Genomic DNA, 19,655 nt, shown 5'->3' on the forward strand with positions numbered 1-19,655 from the left:
AAACCCGGGTGAGTTGCGTTCGGCCTGCGGCGAGGCGGCCATTCTCGCGCTCCCCAACGCTAATTCGCGATAACCTGCCGAAGGCATGGCTCCCACGTACAGGAGGACGAGAGACGGTGGCCGGTCTTCTGGAGATATCCAAGGTCAGCGTAGAGCCACTCGGACAGGAACTCCATTATCGGGTGACCGATTCAACCACCGGCACGGTCGTCGCGAACGTGTCCCCGGTAGCGGTCGGAGAACCTCCCCAGGTAAGCCCCCTAAAGCGCTTCGGTAAACGCGTAATGCTGGGGCAACTGGCCGGCTGGCCGCATCTTCGGCGCCATGTCCCGCGCATCACGGTGCTGGTCACGGACGCCTCGAATTCGCCGGTCATGTTCCTCGACCGGGCAGACAAGATCACGGGCAATCCGTATGCTTCACAATGCGCCGTCATAGAGCCGGACGGCCGAGTGGCAGGCTACCTGACTGATGACCACTATAAGTCCCCGATGCCGACGGCAGATGTCGTCGACGCGGAGGGGATGTCGATAGTCGGCGGCAGACGCCATTTGAGAGACCAGAACGGTACGGCGATCTGTGATGTCGTGATCCGGGTCGCCATCCCGCCGCTGCCGGGGGCGCTGAACTACGACGAGAACGTGGACACGACCCGATTCGTAGGCCAGGACGGGACCGTGTGGGCGCGGAGACGAGGCCAGAGCCCCCTGCTGGAGATCTCCCCGGACACCCCGTACCCCATCAGGAGGATGATCGTCGCATCCGTGATCGCCGACACGATCACTAACGACCATCAAATCGTGGCTTCCTCGTCCAAGAATCCTCTGACACCACTCCAGGCCGTGCCCGATCCGTATCCAGGATACGCCGACGTGCATTCCCGCTACATGGAGTACCAGCGGGAATTCATCGAATGGTACCGAAAAGCGATGACCGGCTAACTCGGCCGCCATCGACGTTGTACCGGAACCGAGAAGGATTCAAAGGTTCTGATCCCACGGCGGCGGGTCTTCCTTCTTCTTACCGAAGTTGTCGTCCGTCCTCGAACGCGAACTGGATCGCCGCGGGGTATGGGAGCCCTCAAGGTTGTAGGTCCCATCCTTGGTGAGCGTGTCGCCAGCCTTCTCGACCAAGGGAATGAAACCGGATCTGAGATCGGCAGCTCGGACGAGTGACTGTGGGGAACCAGCGCATCTTCTCCTACACGTTCGAGCTACACGGCGGCGACTGCGACCCCGCGCTCTCGCAGATCGAGTCGCTCACCCAGATCAACCGTGAGCCGCCGATGATCCTGGCCGAGTACGCAGACTGCCCATACCGCTCCATCAACAGGCAAGACCAATATTGCGCCTCGGCGACGGCGGCCACTTCTGGTGCCACCGGCGCACATCCGGGGAGACTGAGCAGTCGCCGAAACTTGTGCCTCTGAATCGGCCCGATCACGATAACCTGCCGAAGGGCATGGCTCCCACGGACAGGAGGACGAGAGACGGTGGCCGGTCTTCTGGAGATATCCAAGGTCAGCGTAGATTCACTCGAGCAGGAACTGCATTATCGGGTGACCGATTCAAACACCGGCGAGATCGTCGCGAACGTGTCCCCGGTAGCGGTCGGAGAGACTCCCAAGGTGAGCCCTCTCAAACGCTTGGGCAAGCTCGTCATGCTGGGGCAGCTAGCCAGCTGGCCACATCTTCGGCGCCATGTCCCGCGCATCACGGTGCTGGTCACGGACGTCTCGAATTCGCCGGTCATGTTCCTCGACCGGGCGGACAAGATCACGGGCAACCCGTACCCTCCGCAAAGCGCCGTCATAGAGCCGGACGGCCGAGTGGCAGGCTACCTGACCGATGACCACTATAAGTCCCTGTTGCCGACTGCAGATGTCGTCGACGGGGAGGGGATGTCGATAGTCGGCGGTAAACACCATTTGCGAGACCAGACCGGTGCGGCGATCTGTGATGTCGTGTCCCGGTTCGCCTTGCCGCCGCTGCCCCAGCAGCTGAACCACGACCCGAACGTGGACACGACCAGGTTCGTGGGCCAGAACGGGACCGTGTGGGCACGGAGGCGGGGCCAGAGCCCTCTAGTGGAGATCTCCCCGGATACCCCGCACCCCATCAGGAGGATGATCGTCGCGTCCGCGATCGCTGACACGATCAACGACGACTATCACCGTGGGGGATTCTCCCCCTACACCCCTCCGACACGACTCCAGGCCGTGCCCGATCCGTACCCGGGATACGCCGACGTGCATTCCCGCTATATGGAGTACCAGCGGGAATTCATCGAGTGGCACCGAAAGGAGATGACCAACTAGCCCGGCCGAACATTCCGGCCGCCTGATTCCAGTGTGAGCTGTGTTGACGCCCTACCGGAACCGAGAAGAGTTCAAAGGTTCTGATCCCACGGGGGCGGCGGGTCTTCCTTCTTCTTCCCGAAGTTGTCGTCCGTTCTGTTGAAAACTGGCGTGTTGGCGTTGTACTTGGCATCGTAATCGTTCTTCTGATCAAAAGTGCCCTCGTAGTCGCCTGCCACGCCGACTTTCGGGCTCTCCGCTCCCAGATTGAACGACTCGTTCTTGAGATTCTCGTTCTCGTCCCACTCGAATTTTAGGCCCCCGCCGGCGGCGCCCACGTCGACTGGACCGCCCTTGCCCTTGATTTCGAGTTCCTGGCCTTGCAGATTTCCGTCCTTAATCTTTGCGTGGTACCCGAGTTCTCCTTCGCCCGCGCCGCTCGGGGTCGTCCCTTTGACGCCGCCTCCGACATTCCAGGTGTTGTCGATGTCCCGGTCGGCGTCCAGATCTATCCCTGCCAGCGGCATCATCTTTTCGCCACGTCTGTTCGCGAAGTTGATTCCACTGTTCGCGACATTCTGGGTGAGATTGGCGGCGGCGCCGGCCGAACCGGTGATGGCCGCCTTCTTGAGAGCGCTGAAGGCGTTCTCGGCGCCGTTGTTCTCCTGCGAGTTGGCTGTGGCCAGCGCGCCGCCTCCCAGCACAGCCGCGCCCACCGTCGCGGCAGAGATGAGCACTCCAGTCGCCACGCCGGTGATGGCCAGGGCCGTTCCCGCGAGCCCTACGCACTGAATGGTGAGGACAACGGTCGTGGCAGCGGTGGCCAGTGCGGCCAGGTACACCGCCATTCCCATCGCGAACACAGAGTAGGCGAACAGCGCCCACGCCACTCCCATAATCGAGTGTCCGACAGCTGTGCAATAGGTTCCGAGGGAATCGAGTTGCTGTCGATAATTCTCGACGTGGCTCTCGTAGAGAGGCCGGTCGTCCATAGTCCACGCCTCGCCGGGGATGTCCTTGACGAGCTGGGTGATCTCCTTGGCCGCCTGGTGGAGTTGCTCCGCAGCCTCTGCCCAGTTCCGTGCGGTCGCCTCCAGCTTGGTCGTCTTGCCGGTGGACTCTTTGAACAGGAAGGCGACCATGAGTGCCGGTGGTAGGCGCAGACCCGCGCCCATCGCCAAGTCCGTGGCGGCGGCCATCAGGCTTTCGGCTGTTCCCACGATCGAGCCGCCGGTCTTTCCGGCGATGAGCGCTCCACCGATTCCCGCGGCGCCGGCCCCGACCCCACGCTTGGCCCCACTGGAGTGCGCGTTACTGACCGCTGCGGCGCGTGGTTCCGGTGACTGGTTCTGGCTTCCCGTGGTGCCGCCGTTGGGGTCACCCATTTACATGCCTTTCGTTAGTCACCGATCACCGCCTGGTAGCGTTCTTCTTGTTCTGGACCTCGGTCTGCCTGTAAATCCCTGCCGCGCGCTCGATCTTCTCGGCGTAGTCCTTCGCGGTGGTCATCAGCATTTTGATGTCTTCGAAGGCGAACTGGATCGCCATGGGGTATGCGAGCGCCATCGGCGTGCACGTGATGCTGAAATCCCCGCCCTCAAGGTTGTAGGTGCCATCCTTGGTGAGCGTGTCGCCGGCCTTCTTGACCAAGGGAATGACATCGGATCTGAGATCACCGGCGTGCTGCTTGATCCGCTTCGGGTCCGCCTGTTTCGGCTGATCCCCGGGGTTGCCCATGCTCGCTCCCATTCGGAAAGAGGCCGCCGTGGGTGAAGTCGGACGCAGGCTAACAGCGTGTGGATCCGAATAGCATCTTTCGGAAAAGAATCGGATGTCCACATATCCCTCCTCCCTTACCGGCGGCTGGGAACGTTCCAACCCGCCCATTTCGAGCAATCGGATATGGCCCCCACATGTCGGCGCAGGCTGGGAGAACCGAAGGTGAGGCAGGTGGCGTCGCGCTCCTGCCTGGCTGCGTTTTCGGATGGCCCCAAACCAGCATGTTTTCTCGTGTCAGTACCGAAATGGTGCGCTCGCCACCTGGTCGTCCGACAGTGCCCGGCGCGCCAGGTCACATCGACGGTGGCCTGCATAGGTACCTGCTATGTGATGAGTTGCACGCCGCCTGATGTGCCTCTGCCCTGTCGCTTGGACCGATGGTCGCGACCAGGAGTGAGTGAGCTCGTCAAGAAGAGCAGGAGGCCGGAGGGTGCTGGTTAGAGGGTGTGGTTGTGGGGGTGGGGATGGCGACCCTGAACCCGGCTTCGCGCGTGCAGGATGCGGGAGACGCGTCGGCGGGCAGGTCGCGGCTGTCGATGAAGGAACCGGGGTGGAACGTGCAGCGATTCAGGAGGCCACGGGCGTCGAGGCTGGCCCGTGCGGCGCTGATGACCTCCGGGCGATCCAGCAGCGCGCCTCTCAGGTTCGGGTAGGCGTCGCAGAGGTGCGCGAGCAGTTCGCCGTTTCCGCACAGGCGCCGATATCGGCGCCTGTGCGGGCCCTGGAGAAGTCGACGGCGGCGGCGACGTCCGAGAAGAAGGCTCCCTCGGCCATCGCGTGGTTGAAGAGCTGTCCCTGCTGCGGATGGTCTTTGAAGTATTCCCAGGGCGGTTGTCCGAACACCGCTGCGAAAGGCAATGTGTCGTCGTCTCTGAAGGCGTCCGGCAGTGCGCTGAAGCTCTGGTAGAACAGGCCGCCGTACAGCTGGGCGAGATGGCGCATGGAGTTCGCGGGTGGCGCTGGGCGCGCAGCAGCCAATCCAGCCGGTCGGCGTTCCTTGGAGGTGTGGGGGTGCTCGGCGAGGTGGTCGGGGATGTCTAGGTCGACCATGGCGCGGAGCGCTTGGGTGCCCCACGCGCCGGTGAGGCGGCGCAGCAATTGCCGGTCTGTCTTCTCATCGGACTCGCCACCGGATTCGGCGTCTGTCGTCCCCGATGGTGCATGCCTCACGGGTGACAGCCCTGCCCGAGCTGCTTTCCATGCGCTGCTCCATCTTCAACTATGGCCTTTTATGCGCCCCTGACTGGAGGGTCGGCTGAGGTGCGCCTGGTCAGGTGCGTGCGGAATGGAGGGTGGAGGGCATGGGGAAGGGGACGGGCCCGGGTGGGTCCGTCCCCTTTTTGTTTTGCGGTCAGCGGCCTGAGAGGCCGCCCAGGATCGGGTCGGTGACTCCTCCGATGATGTCGCCGATGGGGTCGAGCGGTCCGCCTGGGCGCTCGTCGTCCGGGTCCTCCGAGGGCGGTGGGTCCTGCGGCGGCGGGGACGGGTTCTCCTGTGAAGGAGGCGGGCTGCTGGGGGGCGTGGTCGGGCCCTCGTCCTGCGGCGGCGGGGTCGGGTCGGTGCGGCGGTCGCCGTCCGGGTCCGCGGGCTTCTGCGTCGCGGGGGAGCGCTTCTCGGTCGTCGGCGCCGGGGCGGGGGCGGTGTTGCGCTGCCCGCCGTCCGGGGGCTTCGGCGTGCTCGGCGGCTCCTCGGTGACGCCGCCCGGGGGCTGGCTGCCGGGACGGGTGTTGGTGTCGGGCGGCGGGCCTAGGGCGTTCACCGTGCCGTCGTCGGTGGACGGCCACGTCATCAGCAGGCCGACCGCGATCGAGGCGGCCACTCCGGCCACGCCGCCGACGCCCTTGAGGGCCGCGCCGCGGCGGCGGGGGCGGTCCTGGACCGGTTCGGCGAAGAACGCGGCGTCCGCGAACGGGTCGGCGAAGGTGTCGGGGTCGGCGAGCGGCCCTGCGGGAGGTTGGGCGGCGGCGCCGGCGACGGGCTCGTCGGCGAAGGCCGCGCCGGAGCCGATCACCACGAGGGGGCGGGTCGGGTCCGGGGGGACCGCGGGCGGGACGGGCACCGAGGGCGCGTGGCCGATCTCGTCGCGCACCTCGTCGTCGTCCGGCACGTCGTTGCCCAGGACGTGGTCGCGGAGCGGCGCGGGTGCGAAGGCGGGCGCGCGGCGGGCCAGGAGGTTCGGGAGCCGACCCTTCTCGAACGCCTCGATGACGTCCATGTGCTTCGCGGGGTCGGCGGTGCCGCGCATGAGGGCGTCCAGGACGACCCGTTCCAGCGCGGTGCGCGCCTCGTGCAGCCGCTCGCGCACGGCGTCCGCGGAGACGCGCAGAACGCCGGCGATGTCGCGGACCGCCAGCCACTCGCCCGCTGACAGCAGCAGCGCCTCGCGCTGGTCTGCGGGCAGGTTGCGCGCCGCGGCCAGCAGCGGGTCGGTGTCGGCGCCGGCGAAGACGGGCCGGCTGTGGGGGCTGAACGCCCCCCGGTCGGCGCAGACCCTGCGGGCCAGATGGTGCAGCCACAGCACTGTCTCGCCCGGCGGAGGGTGCTGCTGCACCGCTTCGTTGAGCGTGTCCTTCAATGCCTCGGGCGCGCCCTGGTCGCCGGTGAGCGACCAGCAGTGCGCGTACAGGCGATGTGCGTGGGCGTCGTAGAGGTTTTCCAGGTCCCCGCGCATGTGACCTCCTCGTGAGGTGGCCGTGGGAGCAGCCGTCGGAGAGCGGGCAAGGGAGACGGGCCGTCCAAGGCACGCCATGGGCACGGGACTCTAGTGCATATGCGTGACGGATGAGAAGGGAATGCTACCTAAAGTAGTAGATTCCACGCAGAGTAAGCCAATGATTCTGATCTGTTATGATCAGCGAGATTGGCCCGAGATTGCCGCTTATGCCGGTTTCGTTGCAGGTCGTCGGGCCGCCGGCGCGGTCAGCGCCCGTGCGACCCGGCGGTCAGCGGCCGCGCGATCCGATCGCCTCGATGATGCGCGGGCGCAGTTCCGCGGCGCGGATGACGGCGTCCACGGAGCCGACCTCGACGGCGCGGCGGATGTCGTGGACGCGGTCGAACTCCGCCGCCACCTCCCCGACCTTCTCCGCGCGGACCGAGGCGCGCAGCTCCTCCAGCTCGGCGATCAGCGCGGCGCGTTCCGGGCCGGGCGCGGCGGTCACGCGGGCCTCCAGGTCCCGGACGCGCGGGTCGGCCGCCGTGCGGGCGTTGACGTCGCCCGAGAACACCACGGCGGCGGCGGGCGCCCCGCCCAGCACCGAGGCGAACGAGCCCTCCAGCGCCAGCACCGTCATGTCCGGGTTCAGCGCCTTGGAGAACACCACGAACGCGCCGCCGTGGTACCGGGAGATCACGCAGAACACGATCGGGCCGCGGAAGTTCACGATCGCGCGTCCGATCTCGGCGCCGTACTCCAGCTGCAGCTTCCGCATCGACTCCGGCGAGCCGTCGAAGCCCGACAGGTTCGCCAGCACCACCAGCGGCCGGTTGCCGCTGGCCGCGTTGATCGCCCGCGCGGCCTTCTTGGACGACTGCGGGAACAGCGTCCCGGCCGTGTAGGCGTCCGGGCCGTCGGTGGGCGGGAAGCCTCGGCGGGGCACCGCGCGCGACTCGATGCCGAGCAGGCACACCGGCATGCCGCCGAGATGGACGTCCTGCACCACCGCCGTGTCCGCGTCGGCCATGCCCGCCCAGCGTTCCAGCACCGGGTGGTCCTGGTCGGAGAGCGCGCGCATGACCGTCCGGATGTCGAACGGCTTCTTGCGGTCCGGGTTGGCCTCGGCGGAGAAGATCTCGCCGACCGTGGTGAAGTCGCTGCCCTCGACGGCGTGCGGGAAGTCGGAGACGTCGCGGTCGACGGGGTCGGTCGTGGTGGTGCGGCGCGGCCCGTCCTCGCCGGGCGCGACGTAGGTGTGGTCGTAGTGGGCCATCAGGACGTCCCGCGCGGCGGCCAGGTTCGGCGCCCAGTACTGCGCCTGCCCGTTCGGGCCCATGACCCGGTCGTAGCCGCCGATGCCGAAGTTGTCCTCGGCGGACACGCCGCCGGAGAAGTCGAGCGCCTGCTTCCCGGTGAGCACCATCGCCGAGTCGGGCGTCATCACCAGGACGCCCTTGGTGTGCATGAGCATCGTCGCCTCGGCGTTCCAGTACGGCTGCGCGCCGACGTTGATGCCCGTGACGACGACGTTGATCTCGCCGCCGTCCTGGGTGAACTCCACGATCCGCTTGAGCGCGGCGGCGACCCAGTCCATGTTCTCGGTGCCGGACTCCATGGAGATCCGGGCGCCGGACGACAGCGTGTACCACTCCAGCGGCACCCGCATCCGCTCGGCCAGGTCCAGCGCGGCGATCACGCGGCGGCACTCCGGCTCCGACAGCGCGCCGAGCGACTTCGTCGGGTCGCCGAGCAGGACGACGCGGGTGACGCCCTCGCGGTGCCGACGGGTCGGCGTGGTGACGACTCCGGCGACGATCGCCGCCTTGTTCCGTCCCTTGGGACGGTCGACGGGCACGAGCGCGTGGTCGTCGTTCAGGTCGTGTTCGGTGAAGTCGCCGAGGAGGCCGGTCAGCTCGTAGGGGTAGACGGTGTTGCGGCTGCTCGCGCGCAGGACCTTCTGCCGGTAGTCGTCCACGGGCTCGACCGGCTCGTCGGACGGCTCGCCGACGGTCAGCTCCGTGCCCCCGGTGGCGTCGAACGAGACCCGCACGGCGATCTTGTGCAGCTCGCCGGTCGTCCGGTCCCGCCGCCGGGCGATGATCTCGATCTCCTCCAGACCGGCGCCCGCCGTCATCGGCAGCAGCCGTCCGGCGATCATCTCCAGCTCGGCGCGGGTGATGTCGCTCGGCGGCCAGACGTAGATCACGATCCGGTTGGTGCTGAGGCGCTTCTTGGACGGCCACCGCGACCGCGCGTTGCGGATCGAGTCGAGGCAGGACGCGATCGTGTACTCGGCGGTCGGCAGCGTGAGCAGCCTGTCGTCGTGGTCGCGAAGCCCGGTCAGGTCGCGGACCTGCGCGAACGCGACGAGCCGTTCGTCGGACGGGTTCTCCTGCGCCGTGCACCGGAACAGGTAGACCTCCTCGTCCGACGACGGCAGCCGGGTGAGGTCGAACTTCCGCAGCCGCTCCATCCGCATCCGCTGCGCGATGTACGGGTGCAGGCCGCGGATCAGCCGCTCCTCCGCCATCCCGCCGTCGCCCCAGGACGACGGGCGGAACGTGAAGTGGTGGTGCATCACCGCGCCGCCGCTGCCGGCGACCGTGGCGGTGAGCCTGCGGACCTGCGGCGGCAGCGGGTGCGCGTTGACGACCTGCTGGAGCGCCGCCGCCATCGCGTCGAAGTCCTCCGGCTGCCGCTCCCAGGACAGGTAGATGTCGGCGTCGACCGCGTCGTCGCCGGCGGCCGCCAGCTCCGCGAGCCCGCGCAGCGCGCCGCCCAGCGCCTCGAAGCTCACCGCGGAGGAGACGACGGACGAGCCCGCGCGCTCCGCGATCACGAACGAGCAGCCCTCGACCTCGCCGGTGCGGACGCGGGTGAGGCCCTTGTTGCCGTAGTAGCGCCGCGTCAGGACCTCCAGCATGACCGCGTTGTCCCGGTCCTGGCGGTTCTGGCGGACGAGGCGGCGGCCGAGCAGCCGCACCAGCGGCTCGGTGCTGCGCACCATCTCGGCGATGCGGTCGGCGCGGTCCGGCGCGCCGGGGTTCGCGTCCAGGTGGCGCAGGTGCCTGCGGACGTCGGCGTACACGCGGGCGCGGTTGCGGCGCAGCAGCGGCTGCGCGAACCACGCGAACACCACGCCGTAGGCGAGGTCGGCGACGACGGGGAAGCGCACCTGCGTCGCGGCGACCAGCCGTTCCAGGGCGAGACCGGCGGGCTCGCGCAGCGCCTGCTCCGGCGGCGGCTCCCGCAGCCAGGTCCGCAGCAGCGTCGCGATCATCGTGGCGTCGGCCGACGTCCGCTGCTGTGCGAGGAACACCCGGAACACGGCCGCTTCGAGCCCGGGCGAGCGCTCCAGGTCGGTGACGCCGTAGTGGCCGAGCGCCTTGGCGAGATTGGCCTGGAAACCGTCCGGCAGCCCGGCCCGGTCGACGTCGAGGCTCTGCAGGTAGGTGTGGAAGTACTCGCGGGCGCTGTGGACGTGGCTGCCGGCCCCGTCGCCGCTCGTGCCGTCGCCGCCCGCCGGGCGGTTGCGGCTCAGCTCGGCGAGGTCGGTGAACACTTCGACGAGCCCCAGCTCGTCCGCCAGGGGGCGGTGGCCGTTCGCCGCGACCGCCCGGCGGGCGTCGAGGTAGTCGTCCAGGACGCGGCGCTCGTCGTGCGGGTCGACGTCGAAGCCCAGCAGCAGGCTGCGCAGATCCTCCTGGCAGCGGGCGGCGCGCTCCCGCGCGGAGGGCGTCCCGGGCGCGGCGGACAGGTCGAGGTCGACCGGCGCGGACGGCTCCGCGAGCGCCCCGGCCCCGGCGTCGTCGGCGATCGGCTCCAGCCGCAGCAGCGGCGCGCCCGTCTCCACCTGGCTGCCCACGGACACGACGCATTCCTTCAGCCGCGCCTTGAACGGCGCCCGCAGCACCGTCTCCATCTTCATGCTCTCCAGCACCAGGACCGGCGCGCCCGCCTCGACCTCGGCGCCGACCTTCGCGGGCGTCGCGACGACCAGCGCGGGCGCGGGCGAGCGGACGACGCCGCCCTCGTCCCGGCTGACCCGGTGCGTGACGCCGTCCACCTCGACCATGTGGATCGGCCCGTGGGTGCCGGTGACCAGCCGGTACCGGACGCCGTCCACGACGATCTGCCCGGTGTGCCGGTCGAACCGGTCGAGCTCGACGACGGCGGTGCGGGCGTCCTCGCCCGCCTCGATGCCGACGCGGAACCGGTGCGCGCCGACCCGCGCGACGCGCAGCCGGTAGGCGACGCCGCGCAGCTTGAGGTCCAGCGGCCGTCCGCTCTCGTGCCGGACCTGCGGACGCCCGCCGGACGCGGTCGACAGCAGCCGCTGCCGCTCGGCCCGCTCCTCCTCCTCGTAGGTCTCGATCGCGGCGGCGATCAGCGCGACGCCGGAGTGCCGGTGCGCGGCGAGATCGCCCTCGGCGCGGACGCGGTCGATCCAGCCGGTGTCCGCGGTGGCGCCGATCACCTCGGGACGGTCGAGCAGGTCGAGCACGAAGCTCTTGTTCGTCGCGCCGCCCTCGATGATCACCGTGGTCTGCGCCATCGCCCGGCGGAGGCGGCCGAGCGCCTCGTCCCGGTCCCGGCCGTAGGCGATGATCTTCGCGATCATCGAGTCGAAGTCGGCGGGGATGGTGTCGCCCGCGCGGACGCCGGTGTCCACCCGGATGCCCGGCCCGGCGGGCAGGTCGAGCCGCGCGATGCGGCCGGGGGAGGGCGCGAAGTCGCGGTCGGGGTCCTCGGCGTTCAGCCGGGCCTCGACGGCGTGGCCGCGCTCCGGGGGCGGGCCGCCTTCGAGCCGTCCGCCGGACGCGACCCACAGCTGCGCCCTGACCAGGTCGAACCCGGTTGTGGACTCGGTGATCGGGTGCTCGACCTGCAGCCGGGTGTTCACTTCGAGGAACGCGAACAGCCGGTCGCCGGGGTGGTAGAGGAACTCGACCGTCGCCGCGCCGCGGTAGCCGACCTTGACGGCCAGCCGCTCGGCGGACGCCTTCAGCTCGGCGGCCTGCTCGGCGGACAGCACCGGTGACGCCGACTCCTCGATGACCTTCTGGTTGCGCCGCTGCACCGAGCAGTCGCGGACGCCGAGCGCCCACGCCGTGCCCTGGCCGTCCGCGATCACCTGGACCTCGACGTGCCGGGCGCCGGTGACCAGGCGCTCCAGGAACACGACGCCGCTGCCGAACGCCCGCGCGGCCTCCTGGCTGGTGCGCTCGTAGGCGTCGGCCAGCTCGTCCGCGCTCGTGATCACGCGGATGCCGCGCCCGCCGCCGCCCGCGGTCGCCTTCAGCATCAGCGGGTAGCCGATCTCGGACGCGGCGGCCAGCGCGGCGTTCAGCGTCTCGACCGCGCCGCGGCTCCACGGCGCGACCGGCACCCCGACCTCCTCGGCGATCAGCTTCGCGCCGATCTTGTCGCCGAGCCTGCGCATCGCCTCCGCGCTCGGCCCGACGAAGGTGACGCCGATCCGGTCGCACAGCTCCGCGAACGCCGGGTCCTCCGCGACGAAGCCCCAGCCGACCCAGGCGGCGTCGGCCCCCGTCTCGGCCAGCGCGCGCTCCAGCACCTCCAGATCGAGGTAGGGGCGGGCGGACGCGGGCCCGAGCTCGTAGGACAGGTCCGCCTCGCGGACGAACGTGGCGGCGCGGTCGACGTCGGTGTGCAGCGCGACCGTCTCGATCCGCGTCCCGGTCTCCGCGGCGATGTCCCGTACGGCATGGATGAGGCGCATGGCGGCCTCACCGCGATTGACGATGGCGACACGACTGAACAACGGACCGAGCCTTCCTATAGACCACGATGTCGGCGCCGGGACACGGGGGACCCCCGACCATGCTTACCCTCCCGCCTCGGGCCCCCGCGGCGCCATGTCGGAGACGTCGCATGCTGAGCGGCCCGAGTTGTGGGAATCGTGCAAAGGGTTTAGCGGCGCTCAAGGCTCACTCGGGTCGTGTCAGGAATTCCGCCAGGTGGTGCAGCAGCCGGTCCACGTCCTCGGTGTTGTTGTACGGGGCCAGGCCCACGCGCAGGCCGCCGTCGTCTCCCAGGCCCAGCCTGCGGGACGCCTCCAGCGCGTAGAAGGACCCGGACGGCGCGTCGACGCCGCGTTCCGCCAGGTGGCGGTAGGCGTCGGCCGTGCTGCGCCCGTCGATGGTCAGCAGCAGGGTGGGGGTGCGCTCGGCCGCCCGTGAATGGACGGTGACCTGACCGAAGGCGGACAGCCCCTCCTCGATCCGGAGCCGCAGCGCGTCCTCGTGCCGTTCGAGGGCGGCGAATGCGGACGCCAGCCGTTCGCGGCGCGTGCCTTTGTCGTCCGGGCTCAGCGCGGCGAGGAAATCGACCGCCGCGCGGGCCCCGGCGAGGAATTCGTAGGGGAGCGTGCCGAACTCGAACCGTTCGGGGACGGCGTTCGTCGAGGGCAGCAGCTTGTCCGGCCGCAAGGTCTCCAGAAGGTCCGGTCGGCTTGCCAGGACGCCCATATGGGGGCCGAGGAATTTGTACGGGGAGCAGGTGAAGAAGTCCGCACCCAGTTGTTCGACGTCGACGTGGACGTGCGCGGCGTAGTGGACGCCGTCCACGTAGAGCAGGGCTCCCGCGTCGTGCGCCGCCCGCGCGATCTCCCTGATCGGCGGCCGGGTGCCGATCAGGTTGGACGCGGCGGTGACCGCGACCAGGCGCGTCCGGCCGGACAGGACCGCGCGGACGGCGTCGAGCCCCAGCTCGCCGGTCCCCGGATCGAAGTCGGCCCACCGCACGACGGCCCCGGCGCTCTCGGCGGCCTGGACCCACGGGCGGACGTTGGAGTCGTGGTCCAGGCGCGTGACGACGATCTCGTCGCCCGGCGACCACGTCTTGGCGAGGGTCCGGGAGAAGTCGTAGGTCAGCTGGGTGGCGCTGCGCCCGAAGACGATCCCGGACGGGCGCGCGCCGAGGAGGTCCGCCAGCGCCTGCCGGGCGTCCGCGACGATCATCTCGGCGTTGCGCTCGCCGGGCGTGACGTTCCCCCGGTTCGACAGGGGCCCGAACAGCGCCTCGGCGATGGCGTCGATGACGGGAAGCGGCGTCTGCGTGCCGCCGGGCCCGTCGAAATGGGCGGCCCCGGCCTTCAGCGCGGGGAACTGCGCCCGGACGGCGCCGACGTCATAGGACGATTCGCGGGTCAATGCGGGACTCCTTCTGCTTCATTGAGGTCTGTCGGTAGGCGTCAGTAAGGTCGGGGACATGTCGCGCCGACGTTTCGAGCACGCTATGCAACGTATGCGGGCCGGTGAGCCGCGGGTGCGGGAGGACGCGTTCGACTTCCTCCGCGAGCACGCCGACGCCTACGTCGGCGACCTGATCACGGAGTTCGCCGCCGAGCGGGACGATCACGGCCTGCGCTGCCGGCTGCTCGAACTCATCGCCGAGGCCCGGTCCGCGAAGGCGCTGGACGTGTTCCGCGACCAGCTGGAGGGCACGGACGAGTCGCTCCGCTTCTGGGCGGTCCGCGGGCTGGAGATGCTCGACAGCCGCGAGGCCGACAAGGCGCTAGACGAGGCGCGCGACGGCGGCTGGATCTCCTGACACCGGATCTCCTGACACGGGGCTGACCGCCCGTCCATACCCCTCGTAAGCAGGCACGTTGTCCCAGCGGGTCTTGTGCGCCCAGGCTCTGCATGCGATATTGGAGCCAATATTGGGAAGCAATCCCGCACCGGGAGGCGCCGTGGTCCTGACGGGGAACGAGCCGAGCCCGCTGGCCGGCCTCCGGGTCGTGGACCTCAGCACCACGTTCATGGGGCCCTACTGCGCGATGCTCCTGGCCCAGTGGGGCGCCGACGTGATCAAGGCCGAGGCGCCCGCGGGCGACGTCCTCCGCTACGTCGGCGACGCGAAGGTCCCCGGAATGGGGCCGATATTCCTGAACGCGAACCGCGGCAAGCGCAGCGTGGCGATCGACCTCAAGGACCCCGCCGCGATGGACGTCTTCACCCGCCTGGTCGAATCGGCCGACGTGCTCGTGCACAATCTCCGTCCGCGCGCGGTCGCGAAACTCGGCCTGACGCCTGAGCGAATGCTGGAGTTGAACGGGCGGCTGGTCTATTGCGCCTTCCGCGGATTCGGCTCGGGCGGCCCGTACGAGAATCGTCCCGCTTACGACGACGTCATCCAGGGCGCTTCGGGCATGGCGGCCGTGCAGGGCGTGAACGGCGAAAGGCCCGTCTACTGGGGCTCGGCCGCCGCCGACAAGACGATGGGGATATTCGGCGCCGCCGCCGTCCTTGCCGCGGTCCACGGCCGGACGGTCACCGGACGCGGCCGTGCGATCGAAGTGCCGATGTTCGAGTCGATGGCGTCGTTCATGCTGCTGGAGCAGCAGGGCGGCTGGATCTTCGATCCGCCGAGCGGCCCGACCGGCTATCCGCGCACGGAGTCCCCGTACCGCAAGCCATTCCGCACCAAGGACGGCTACCTCGCCGTAATGGTCTACACCGACGAGCAATGGCGGTCTTTCTTCACCGCCATCGGCGAACCGGCGCTCGCCGACGACCCGCGCTACCGCACCATCGGAACCCGCACGGTGCACATCGACGATCTGTACTCGTTGATGGACGCCCACCTGACCCGGCGCACCACCGCCGAATGGCAGGAGGTCTTCGAACGCGCGGATATCGCGTCCAGCAAGGTCAACGCCATTCAGGACCTGTTCGAGGACGAGCATCTCGTCGCGACCGGCTTCTTCGAATCTGTCGACCACCCGTCCGCCGGTCGGCTCCGGATGGCCCGGTCCCCCGTCGACATGGGCGACCGCGCCACGGCCGCGCTGCGCCACCCGCCGCGTCTCGGCGAGCACACCGTCGAGGTGGCGCGCGAGCTCGGCTACGACGACGCGGCGATCGCCGGCCTGGTGGGACGCGGCGCGCTGGTCGCCGCCGGGGAACCCGCGCAAGCCTCTGGCCAGGCACAAGCCCCTGGCCCGACGCAGGCCGCGGCCCGAGCAGAGGAGGGACATGCCCCACTCCAGTAAGGCCCACTGGCAGTCGCTGTTCCGCGGGGAGCCGGTGCCGGACATCCCCCCGGCGCGGTCGGTCGAGGAACTGGTGAGCAGGCGCCGCGCGCCCGCCCCAACCGCGCTCTCCGAGGACGAGGCGGCACGCGTGCTACTCCACGAGAACGTCGAACTGGGCGGCCTCGACACCGAGCTCGCGGCGGAGATCTACCAGCCCCGCCGTCCCGGGCCGCATCCCGTGCTGATGTACGTCCACGGCGGTGGCTGGTACGCCGGCTCTCCCTCGATGGACCGGCGGTACTGCGCGTCCATCGCCGCGGAAGGGGTCCTCGTGGTGAGCGTGGGCTACGCGCTAGCGCCCGAGCACCCGTTCCCGCGCGCGCTTGAAGACTGCGTGTACGCGACGCGCTGGGCCGTGAAGAACGCGTCGTCGTACGACGGCGACCCGGCGCGGATGGCCATCGCGGGAAGCTCAGCGGGCGCGAACCTCGCCGCCGGGACGGCGCTCGTCCTGCACGGCTCCGGCCCCGGCAACGGCGTGCACGGCAACTTCCGCACGGACGTCCGCGGCGGTGATCTCGCGGGCATGCCGGTCGCGCTGAGCGGGCTCGTCCTGCTGTTCGGACTCCTGGACGCCCACCGGTGGATCTCCGAGCCGCGGTACTACGCGGGAGAGCCCGAGATCACGCTCGCCGCCTACCTCGGCCCGAACTTCACCGGACGGCTCCGCGACCCCCTGGTCAGCCCGGTGCACAGCCCGGAGCTGCACGTCCTGCCCGCCGCCTACATCTCCTGCGGCGACGAGGACGCCCTGCTCGGCCACTCGCTCGCCATGACCGGGCGCCTCGCCGACGCGGACGTGCCGGTGACGCTGTCGGTCGTCCCGAACGCCGACCACGAGTTCCTCAAGATCCCGGAGCGGGTCGAGGGGGCGCGGGCGGAGAACGAGCGCATCGTCCGCTGGCTGCGGGAACGCCTCGGCGTGACCGGCGACGACCGCCGGGCGATCGGCGGTGCGCCATGAGCATCGTCTCCATCGACGGCCTGACCAAGCGGTTCGGCGGCGTCATCGCCGTGGACCGGGTCAGCCTCGACATCGGCGGCGGCGAGTTCGTCGCGCTGCTCGGCCCGAGCGGCTGCGGCAAGACGACCACGCTCCGCTGCGTCGCCGGGCTGGAGTCGCCGGACGAGGGCACCATCCGGCTCGGCGCCGGAACCGTGGTCGACCGGTCGCGACGCTACGAGCTGCCGCCGCACAAGCGCGACATCGGCATGGTCTTCCAGAGCTACGCGCTCTGGCCGCACATGTCGGTCATCCAGAACGTGAGCTACCCGCTCCGCCTGAAGCGGCAGCGCAAGCAGGCCGCCCGAGCCAAGGCGATGGAGGCCCTCGAACTGGTCGGGCTGGGGAACTACGCCTCCCGGTCGGTGTCGGCGCTGTCCGGCGGGCAGCAGCAGCGCGTCGCGCTGGCGCGGGCGCTGGTCCGCGAGCCGAGCGTCCTCCTGCTGGACGAGCCGCTGTCGAACCTGGACGCCGCGCTGCGGACGCAGATGCGGGGCGAGCTGAAGCGCATCCACGAGCAGACCGGGTCGACCATGGTCTACGTCACGCATGACCAGGAAGAAGCGGTCAGCATGTCGGACCGGATCGCGGTCATGCACGACGGGCGGGCCGTCCAGATCGGGACGCCGCGCGAGGTGTTCGACAGCCCGTCCGCGCGCTGGACGGCGGAGTTCCTCGGCTACGAGAACATCCTGCCGGGCCTGGTCGGGGCCGCCGCCGACGGGCACGCCCGCGTGCGGCCGGACGGCTGGGACACGAGCCTGACCTGCACCCGCACCGCCGGGTGCGCGGCGGGCGACCGCGTCTGGCTCGCGATCCGGAGCACGGCGATCGTCTTCGACCACTCCGACTCTGTGGACCGCCCGAATCGGCTGGACGTGAAGGTGCTGCGCTCGACCTTCCTCGGCACCGCGACCGAGCACGAGGTCGACGCGTTCGGCTCGCGCCTGGTCGCCAAGCAGATCGTGGGCGGGGGCCGTCCCGCCGCGCCGCAGGGAGCCGACGCGGTCGTCTGGATCGAGCCGGACCAGATCGCGCTGATCCCGGCGAAGGACGAGCCCGCCACCGCTGAGCGAGCCGCCGCCGAGCTTGCCGCCGCCAAGGGACGGGTCTCGTGACGGCCGCGACCGGCATACGGACGCGCCCCTGGTTCACGGGCCGCCGCGCACCCGCCCTGATCCTGGTCGGCTTCGCGACGCTCCTGCTCGGCTGGCCCCTGGTCATGCTGCTCGTCGGCGCGTTCCGGAGCGCGCCGCCAGGGCAGAGCGGTTCCTGGACGCTGTCCGCCTTCCCCGACGTCTTCGGCGACGCCCGCACCTATGACGCCCTGCTGAACTCGATCCTCTTCGCCGTAGGCGCCACCGCAGTGGCCCTCCTGATCGGCGGATACTTCGCCTTTCTCTCCACGCGCACCACGGCACCGGGACGAAGCCTGATCACGCCGGTCATGCTGCTCATGCTCGCGCTCCCGACCCTGCTGTACGCCATCAGCTGGAGCCTGCTCGGCAACCCGGAAGTCGGCCTGCTCAACAAGCCGTTCGAGGCCCTTTTCGGCGCCTCCCCGCTGAACATCTACTCGTGGCCGGGGCTGATTTTCGTCCAGGGCCTGAAGCTTTCATCGTTCTGCTATTTCCTGCTGCTCGGGCCCGTTTCGACGCTGAACAGCAGCTACGAGGAGGCCGCTTTCACGTCCGGCGCGAGCCGCCGGCGGACGCTGTTCTCCATCGACCTGCCCTCCCTCGCGCCGACGCTGTTCGGCGTGAGCATCCTCGTCGGCATCTACTGCATGGGCACGTTCGACGTGCCGCAGATCATCGGCGAGAACGCGGGCATCGACACGCTGTCGACGCGCATCTTCTTCTACATCGCGGCGTCCACCCCCGCCCGCTATTCCGCCGCCAGCGGCATCTCGATGATCATGATGCTGGCGATGGTCGTGCTCATCTGGCTGCAATGGCGATATACGAGCAAGCGGAGTTTCGCGACCGTCACCGGAAAGGACTACGCGTCCACCCGGTGGGCGCTGGGGCGCATCGGATACCTCGGCACCGGCTCCATCGCCGTGCTGGCCCTGGTGGGGGTGCTGCTCCCGGCGTCGCAGGTGGTGCTGACGTCCTTCCAGAGCGTGCTGGGCATGTACAGCCGCTTCACCCTGGCGAACTACACCGCCGTGTTCGACGACCCGCAGACGGCCGGGGCCTTCCAGCTCACGCTGTCGCTGTCGGTCGCGGCGGGGCTCGTCACGATGGTGTTCGCGACGCTGCTCGTCTACGCGGGAGCCAAGACGAGCCGGCGGCTCGGCCGGTACGTCGACCTGCTGAGCCTCGCGTCGCTGGTGCTGCCGGGCGTCGTCCTGGCGGCGGCGCTGACCTGGGGCTACCTGGCCGTGGCCGGGCTGCGCCAGCTGTACGGGACGACATGGCTCTGCGTGATCGCCCTGGTGATCCTGCTGGTGCCGGTGGCGAGCCGGTCGGCGGCCGGGGCGCTGGTGCAGATCAGCGCCGACCTGGAGGAGTCGGCCCGCGCGTCGGGGGCGTCCGCGCTCCGCGCGTTCGGCGGGATCGTGCTGCCGCTGATGCTGCGCAGCTTCCTCGCCGGCTGGCTGGTGTGCAGCGTGATCATGGCCGGGGTGCTGGACGTCCCGCTGATGCTCCTCCCGGCGACGCACGCGAACGTCGCCACGCTGTCCTACAGCCTCTTCTACAGTTCGGCGGTGCCGACGCAGGCGTGCGCGCTGCTCGTGCTGCTGACCGTGCTGATCTGCGCCCTCGGGATCGCCTACCTCGTGCTCCGCTCCGCGGTGCTCACGGTGACGGCGGGCGCCGCCCGGAGAAACCCCGTCCCAACGTCGAGGTGAGAG

General features: G+C 69.7%; 14 protein-coding genes. 7 read left to right on the forward strand and 7 right to left on the reverse strand.

What is annotated here, in order from left to right:
* Positions 1–116: 116 nt before the first annotated feature.
* Together ACH35V_RS34230 and ACH35V_RS34235 are read left to right on the forward strand one after the other, a co-directional pair.
* A complete protein-coding gene (locus ACH35V_RS34230; protein ID WP_395978996.1) occupies positions 117–941 on the forward strand; it encodes a hypothetical protein in 825 nt (274 codons plus the stop codon).
* 551 nt (positions 942–1,492) lie between these two features.
* Entirely contained in the window at positions 1,493–2,317 is an 825-nt protein-coding gene (locus tag ACH35V_RS34235; RefSeq protein WP_395978998.1) for a hypothetical protein, read from the forward strand.
* Between the two features lie 71 nt (positions 2,318–2,388).
* Here ACH35V_RS34235 and ACH35V_RS34240 read toward each other — a convergent pair whose 3' ends face one another.
* The 7 genes from ACH35V_RS34240 to ACH35V_RS34270 all read right to left on the reverse strand — a co-directional run bounded on the left by ACH35V_RS34240 (position 2,389) and on the right by ACH35V_RS34270 (position 13,906).
* On the reverse strand, positions 2,389–3,681 hold the full coding sequence (locus ACH35V_RS34240; protein WP_395979000.1) for a hypothetical protein: 1,293 nt from the start codon (positions 3,679–3,681) through the stop codon (positions 2,389–2,391).
* Between the two features lie 25 nt (positions 3,682–3,706).
* Complete coding sequence (locus ACH35V_RS34245; protein ID WP_395979002.1) at positions 3,707–4,033, reverse strand: hypothetical protein; 327 nt, start codon at positions 4,031–4,033, stop codon at positions 3,707–3,709.
* Positions 4,034–4,481: 448 nt separating this feature from the next.
* On the reverse strand, positions 4,482–4,769 hold the full coding sequence (locus ACH35V_RS34250; RefSeq protein WP_395979088.1) for a methyltransferase: 288 nt from the start codon (positions 4,767–4,769) through the stop codon (positions 4,482–4,484).
* On the reverse strand, positions 4,715–5,245 hold the full coding sequence (locus ACH35V_RS34255; protein ID WP_395979092.1) for a hypothetical protein: 531 nt from the start codon (positions 5,243–5,245) through the stop codon (positions 4,715–4,717). Before ACH35V_RS34255 ends, ACH35V_RS34250 begins: the two co-directional genes overlap by 55 nt.
* 181 nt (positions 5,246–5,426) lie before the next feature.
* Positions 5,427–6,746, reverse strand: coding sequence for an RNA polymerase sigma factor (locus tag ACH35V_RS34260; RefSeq protein ID WP_395979004.1), 1,320 nt, complete (start codon positions 6,744–6,746; stop codon positions 5,427–5,429).
* A gap of 271 nt (positions 6,747–7,017) precedes the next feature.
* Entirely contained in the window at positions 7,018–12,516 is a 5,499-nt protein-coding gene (locus ACH35V_RS34265) for a carboxyl transferase domain-containing protein (RefSeq protein WP_395979006.1), read from the reverse strand.
* A 166-nt stretch (positions 12,517–12,682) separates the two neighbouring features.
* Positions 12,683–13,906 carry a cysteine desulfurase-like protein gene (locus ACH35V_RS34270; protein WP_395979008.1) on the reverse strand — a complete coding sequence of 408 codons (1,224 nt, stop codon included), beginning with the start codon at positions 13,904–13,906 and terminating at the stop codon, positions 12,683–12,685.
* Between the two features lie 58 nt (positions 13,907–13,964).
* On the opposite strand from ACH35V_RS34270, the gene ACH35V_RS34275 reads away from it, so the two are divergent.
* From ACH35V_RS34275 to ACH35V_RS34295, 5 genes are all read left to right on the forward strand, one after another.
* A complete protein-coding gene (locus ACH35V_RS34275; RefSeq protein WP_395979010.1) occupies positions 13,965–14,306 on the forward strand; it encodes a hypothetical protein in 342 nt (113 codons plus the stop codon).
* A 142-nt stretch (positions 14,307–14,448) separates the two neighbouring features.
* Positions 14,449–15,750, forward strand: coding sequence for a CaiB/BaiF CoA transferase family protein (locus ACH35V_RS34280; RefSeq protein WP_395979012.1), 1,302 nt, complete (start codon positions 14,449–14,451; stop codon positions 15,748–15,750).
* Positions 15,734–16,756, forward strand: a complete 1,023-nt coding sequence (locus tag ACH35V_RS34285) for an alpha/beta hydrolase (protein ID WP_395979014.1) — start codon at positions 15,734–15,736, stop codon at positions 16,754–16,756. Before ACH35V_RS34280 ends, ACH35V_RS34285 begins: the two co-directional genes overlap by 17 nt.
* On the forward strand, positions 16,753–17,913 hold the full coding sequence (locus ACH35V_RS34290) for an ABC transporter ATP-binding protein (RefSeq protein WP_395979015.1): 1,161 nt from the start codon (positions 16,753–16,755) through the stop codon (positions 17,911–17,913). Before ACH35V_RS34285 ends, ACH35V_RS34290 begins: the two co-directional genes overlap by 4 nt.
* Positions 17,910–19,652 (forward strand): ABC transporter permease, encoded by a 1,743-nt coding sequence (locus ACH35V_RS34295; protein ID WP_395979016.1) that lies wholly within the window; start codon positions 17,910–17,912, stop codon positions 19,650–19,652. Before ACH35V_RS34290 ends, ACH35V_RS34295 begins: the two co-directional genes overlap by 4 nt.
* Positions 19,653–19,655 lie beyond the last annotated feature (3 nt).

The sequence above is a fragment of the Actinomadura sp. 1N219 genome, assembly GCF_044326405.1.
GTDB lineage: Bacteria > Actinomycetota > Actinomycetes > Streptosporangiales > Streptosporangiaceae > Spirillospora.

Coding starts and splice junctions, on each gene's coding strand:
- ACH35V_RS34240 (WP_395979000.1), bottom strand. CDS start 3,681: ATGGGTGACCCCAACGGCGGCACCACGGGAAGCCAGAACCAGTCACCG.
- ACH35V_RS34245 (WP_395979002.1), bottom strand. CDS start 4,033: ATGGGCAACCCCGGGGATCAGCCGAAACAGGCGGACCCGAAGCGGATC.
- ACH35V_RS34260 (WP_395979004.1), bottom strand. CDS start 6,746: ATGCGCGGGGACCTGGAAAACCTCTACGACGCCCACGCACATCGCCTG.
- ACH35V_RS34275 (WP_395979010.1), top strand. CDS start 13,965: ATGTCGCGCCGACGTTTCGAGCACGCTATGCAACGTATGCGGGCCGGT.
- ACH35V_RS34285 (WP_395979014.1), top strand. CDS start 15,734: ATGCCCCACTCCAGTAAGGCCCACTGGCAGTCGCTGTTCCGCGGGGAG.
- ACH35V_RS34290 (WP_395979015.1), top strand. CDS start 16,753: ATGAGCATCGTCTCCATCGACGGCCTGACCAAGCGGTTCGGCGGCGTC.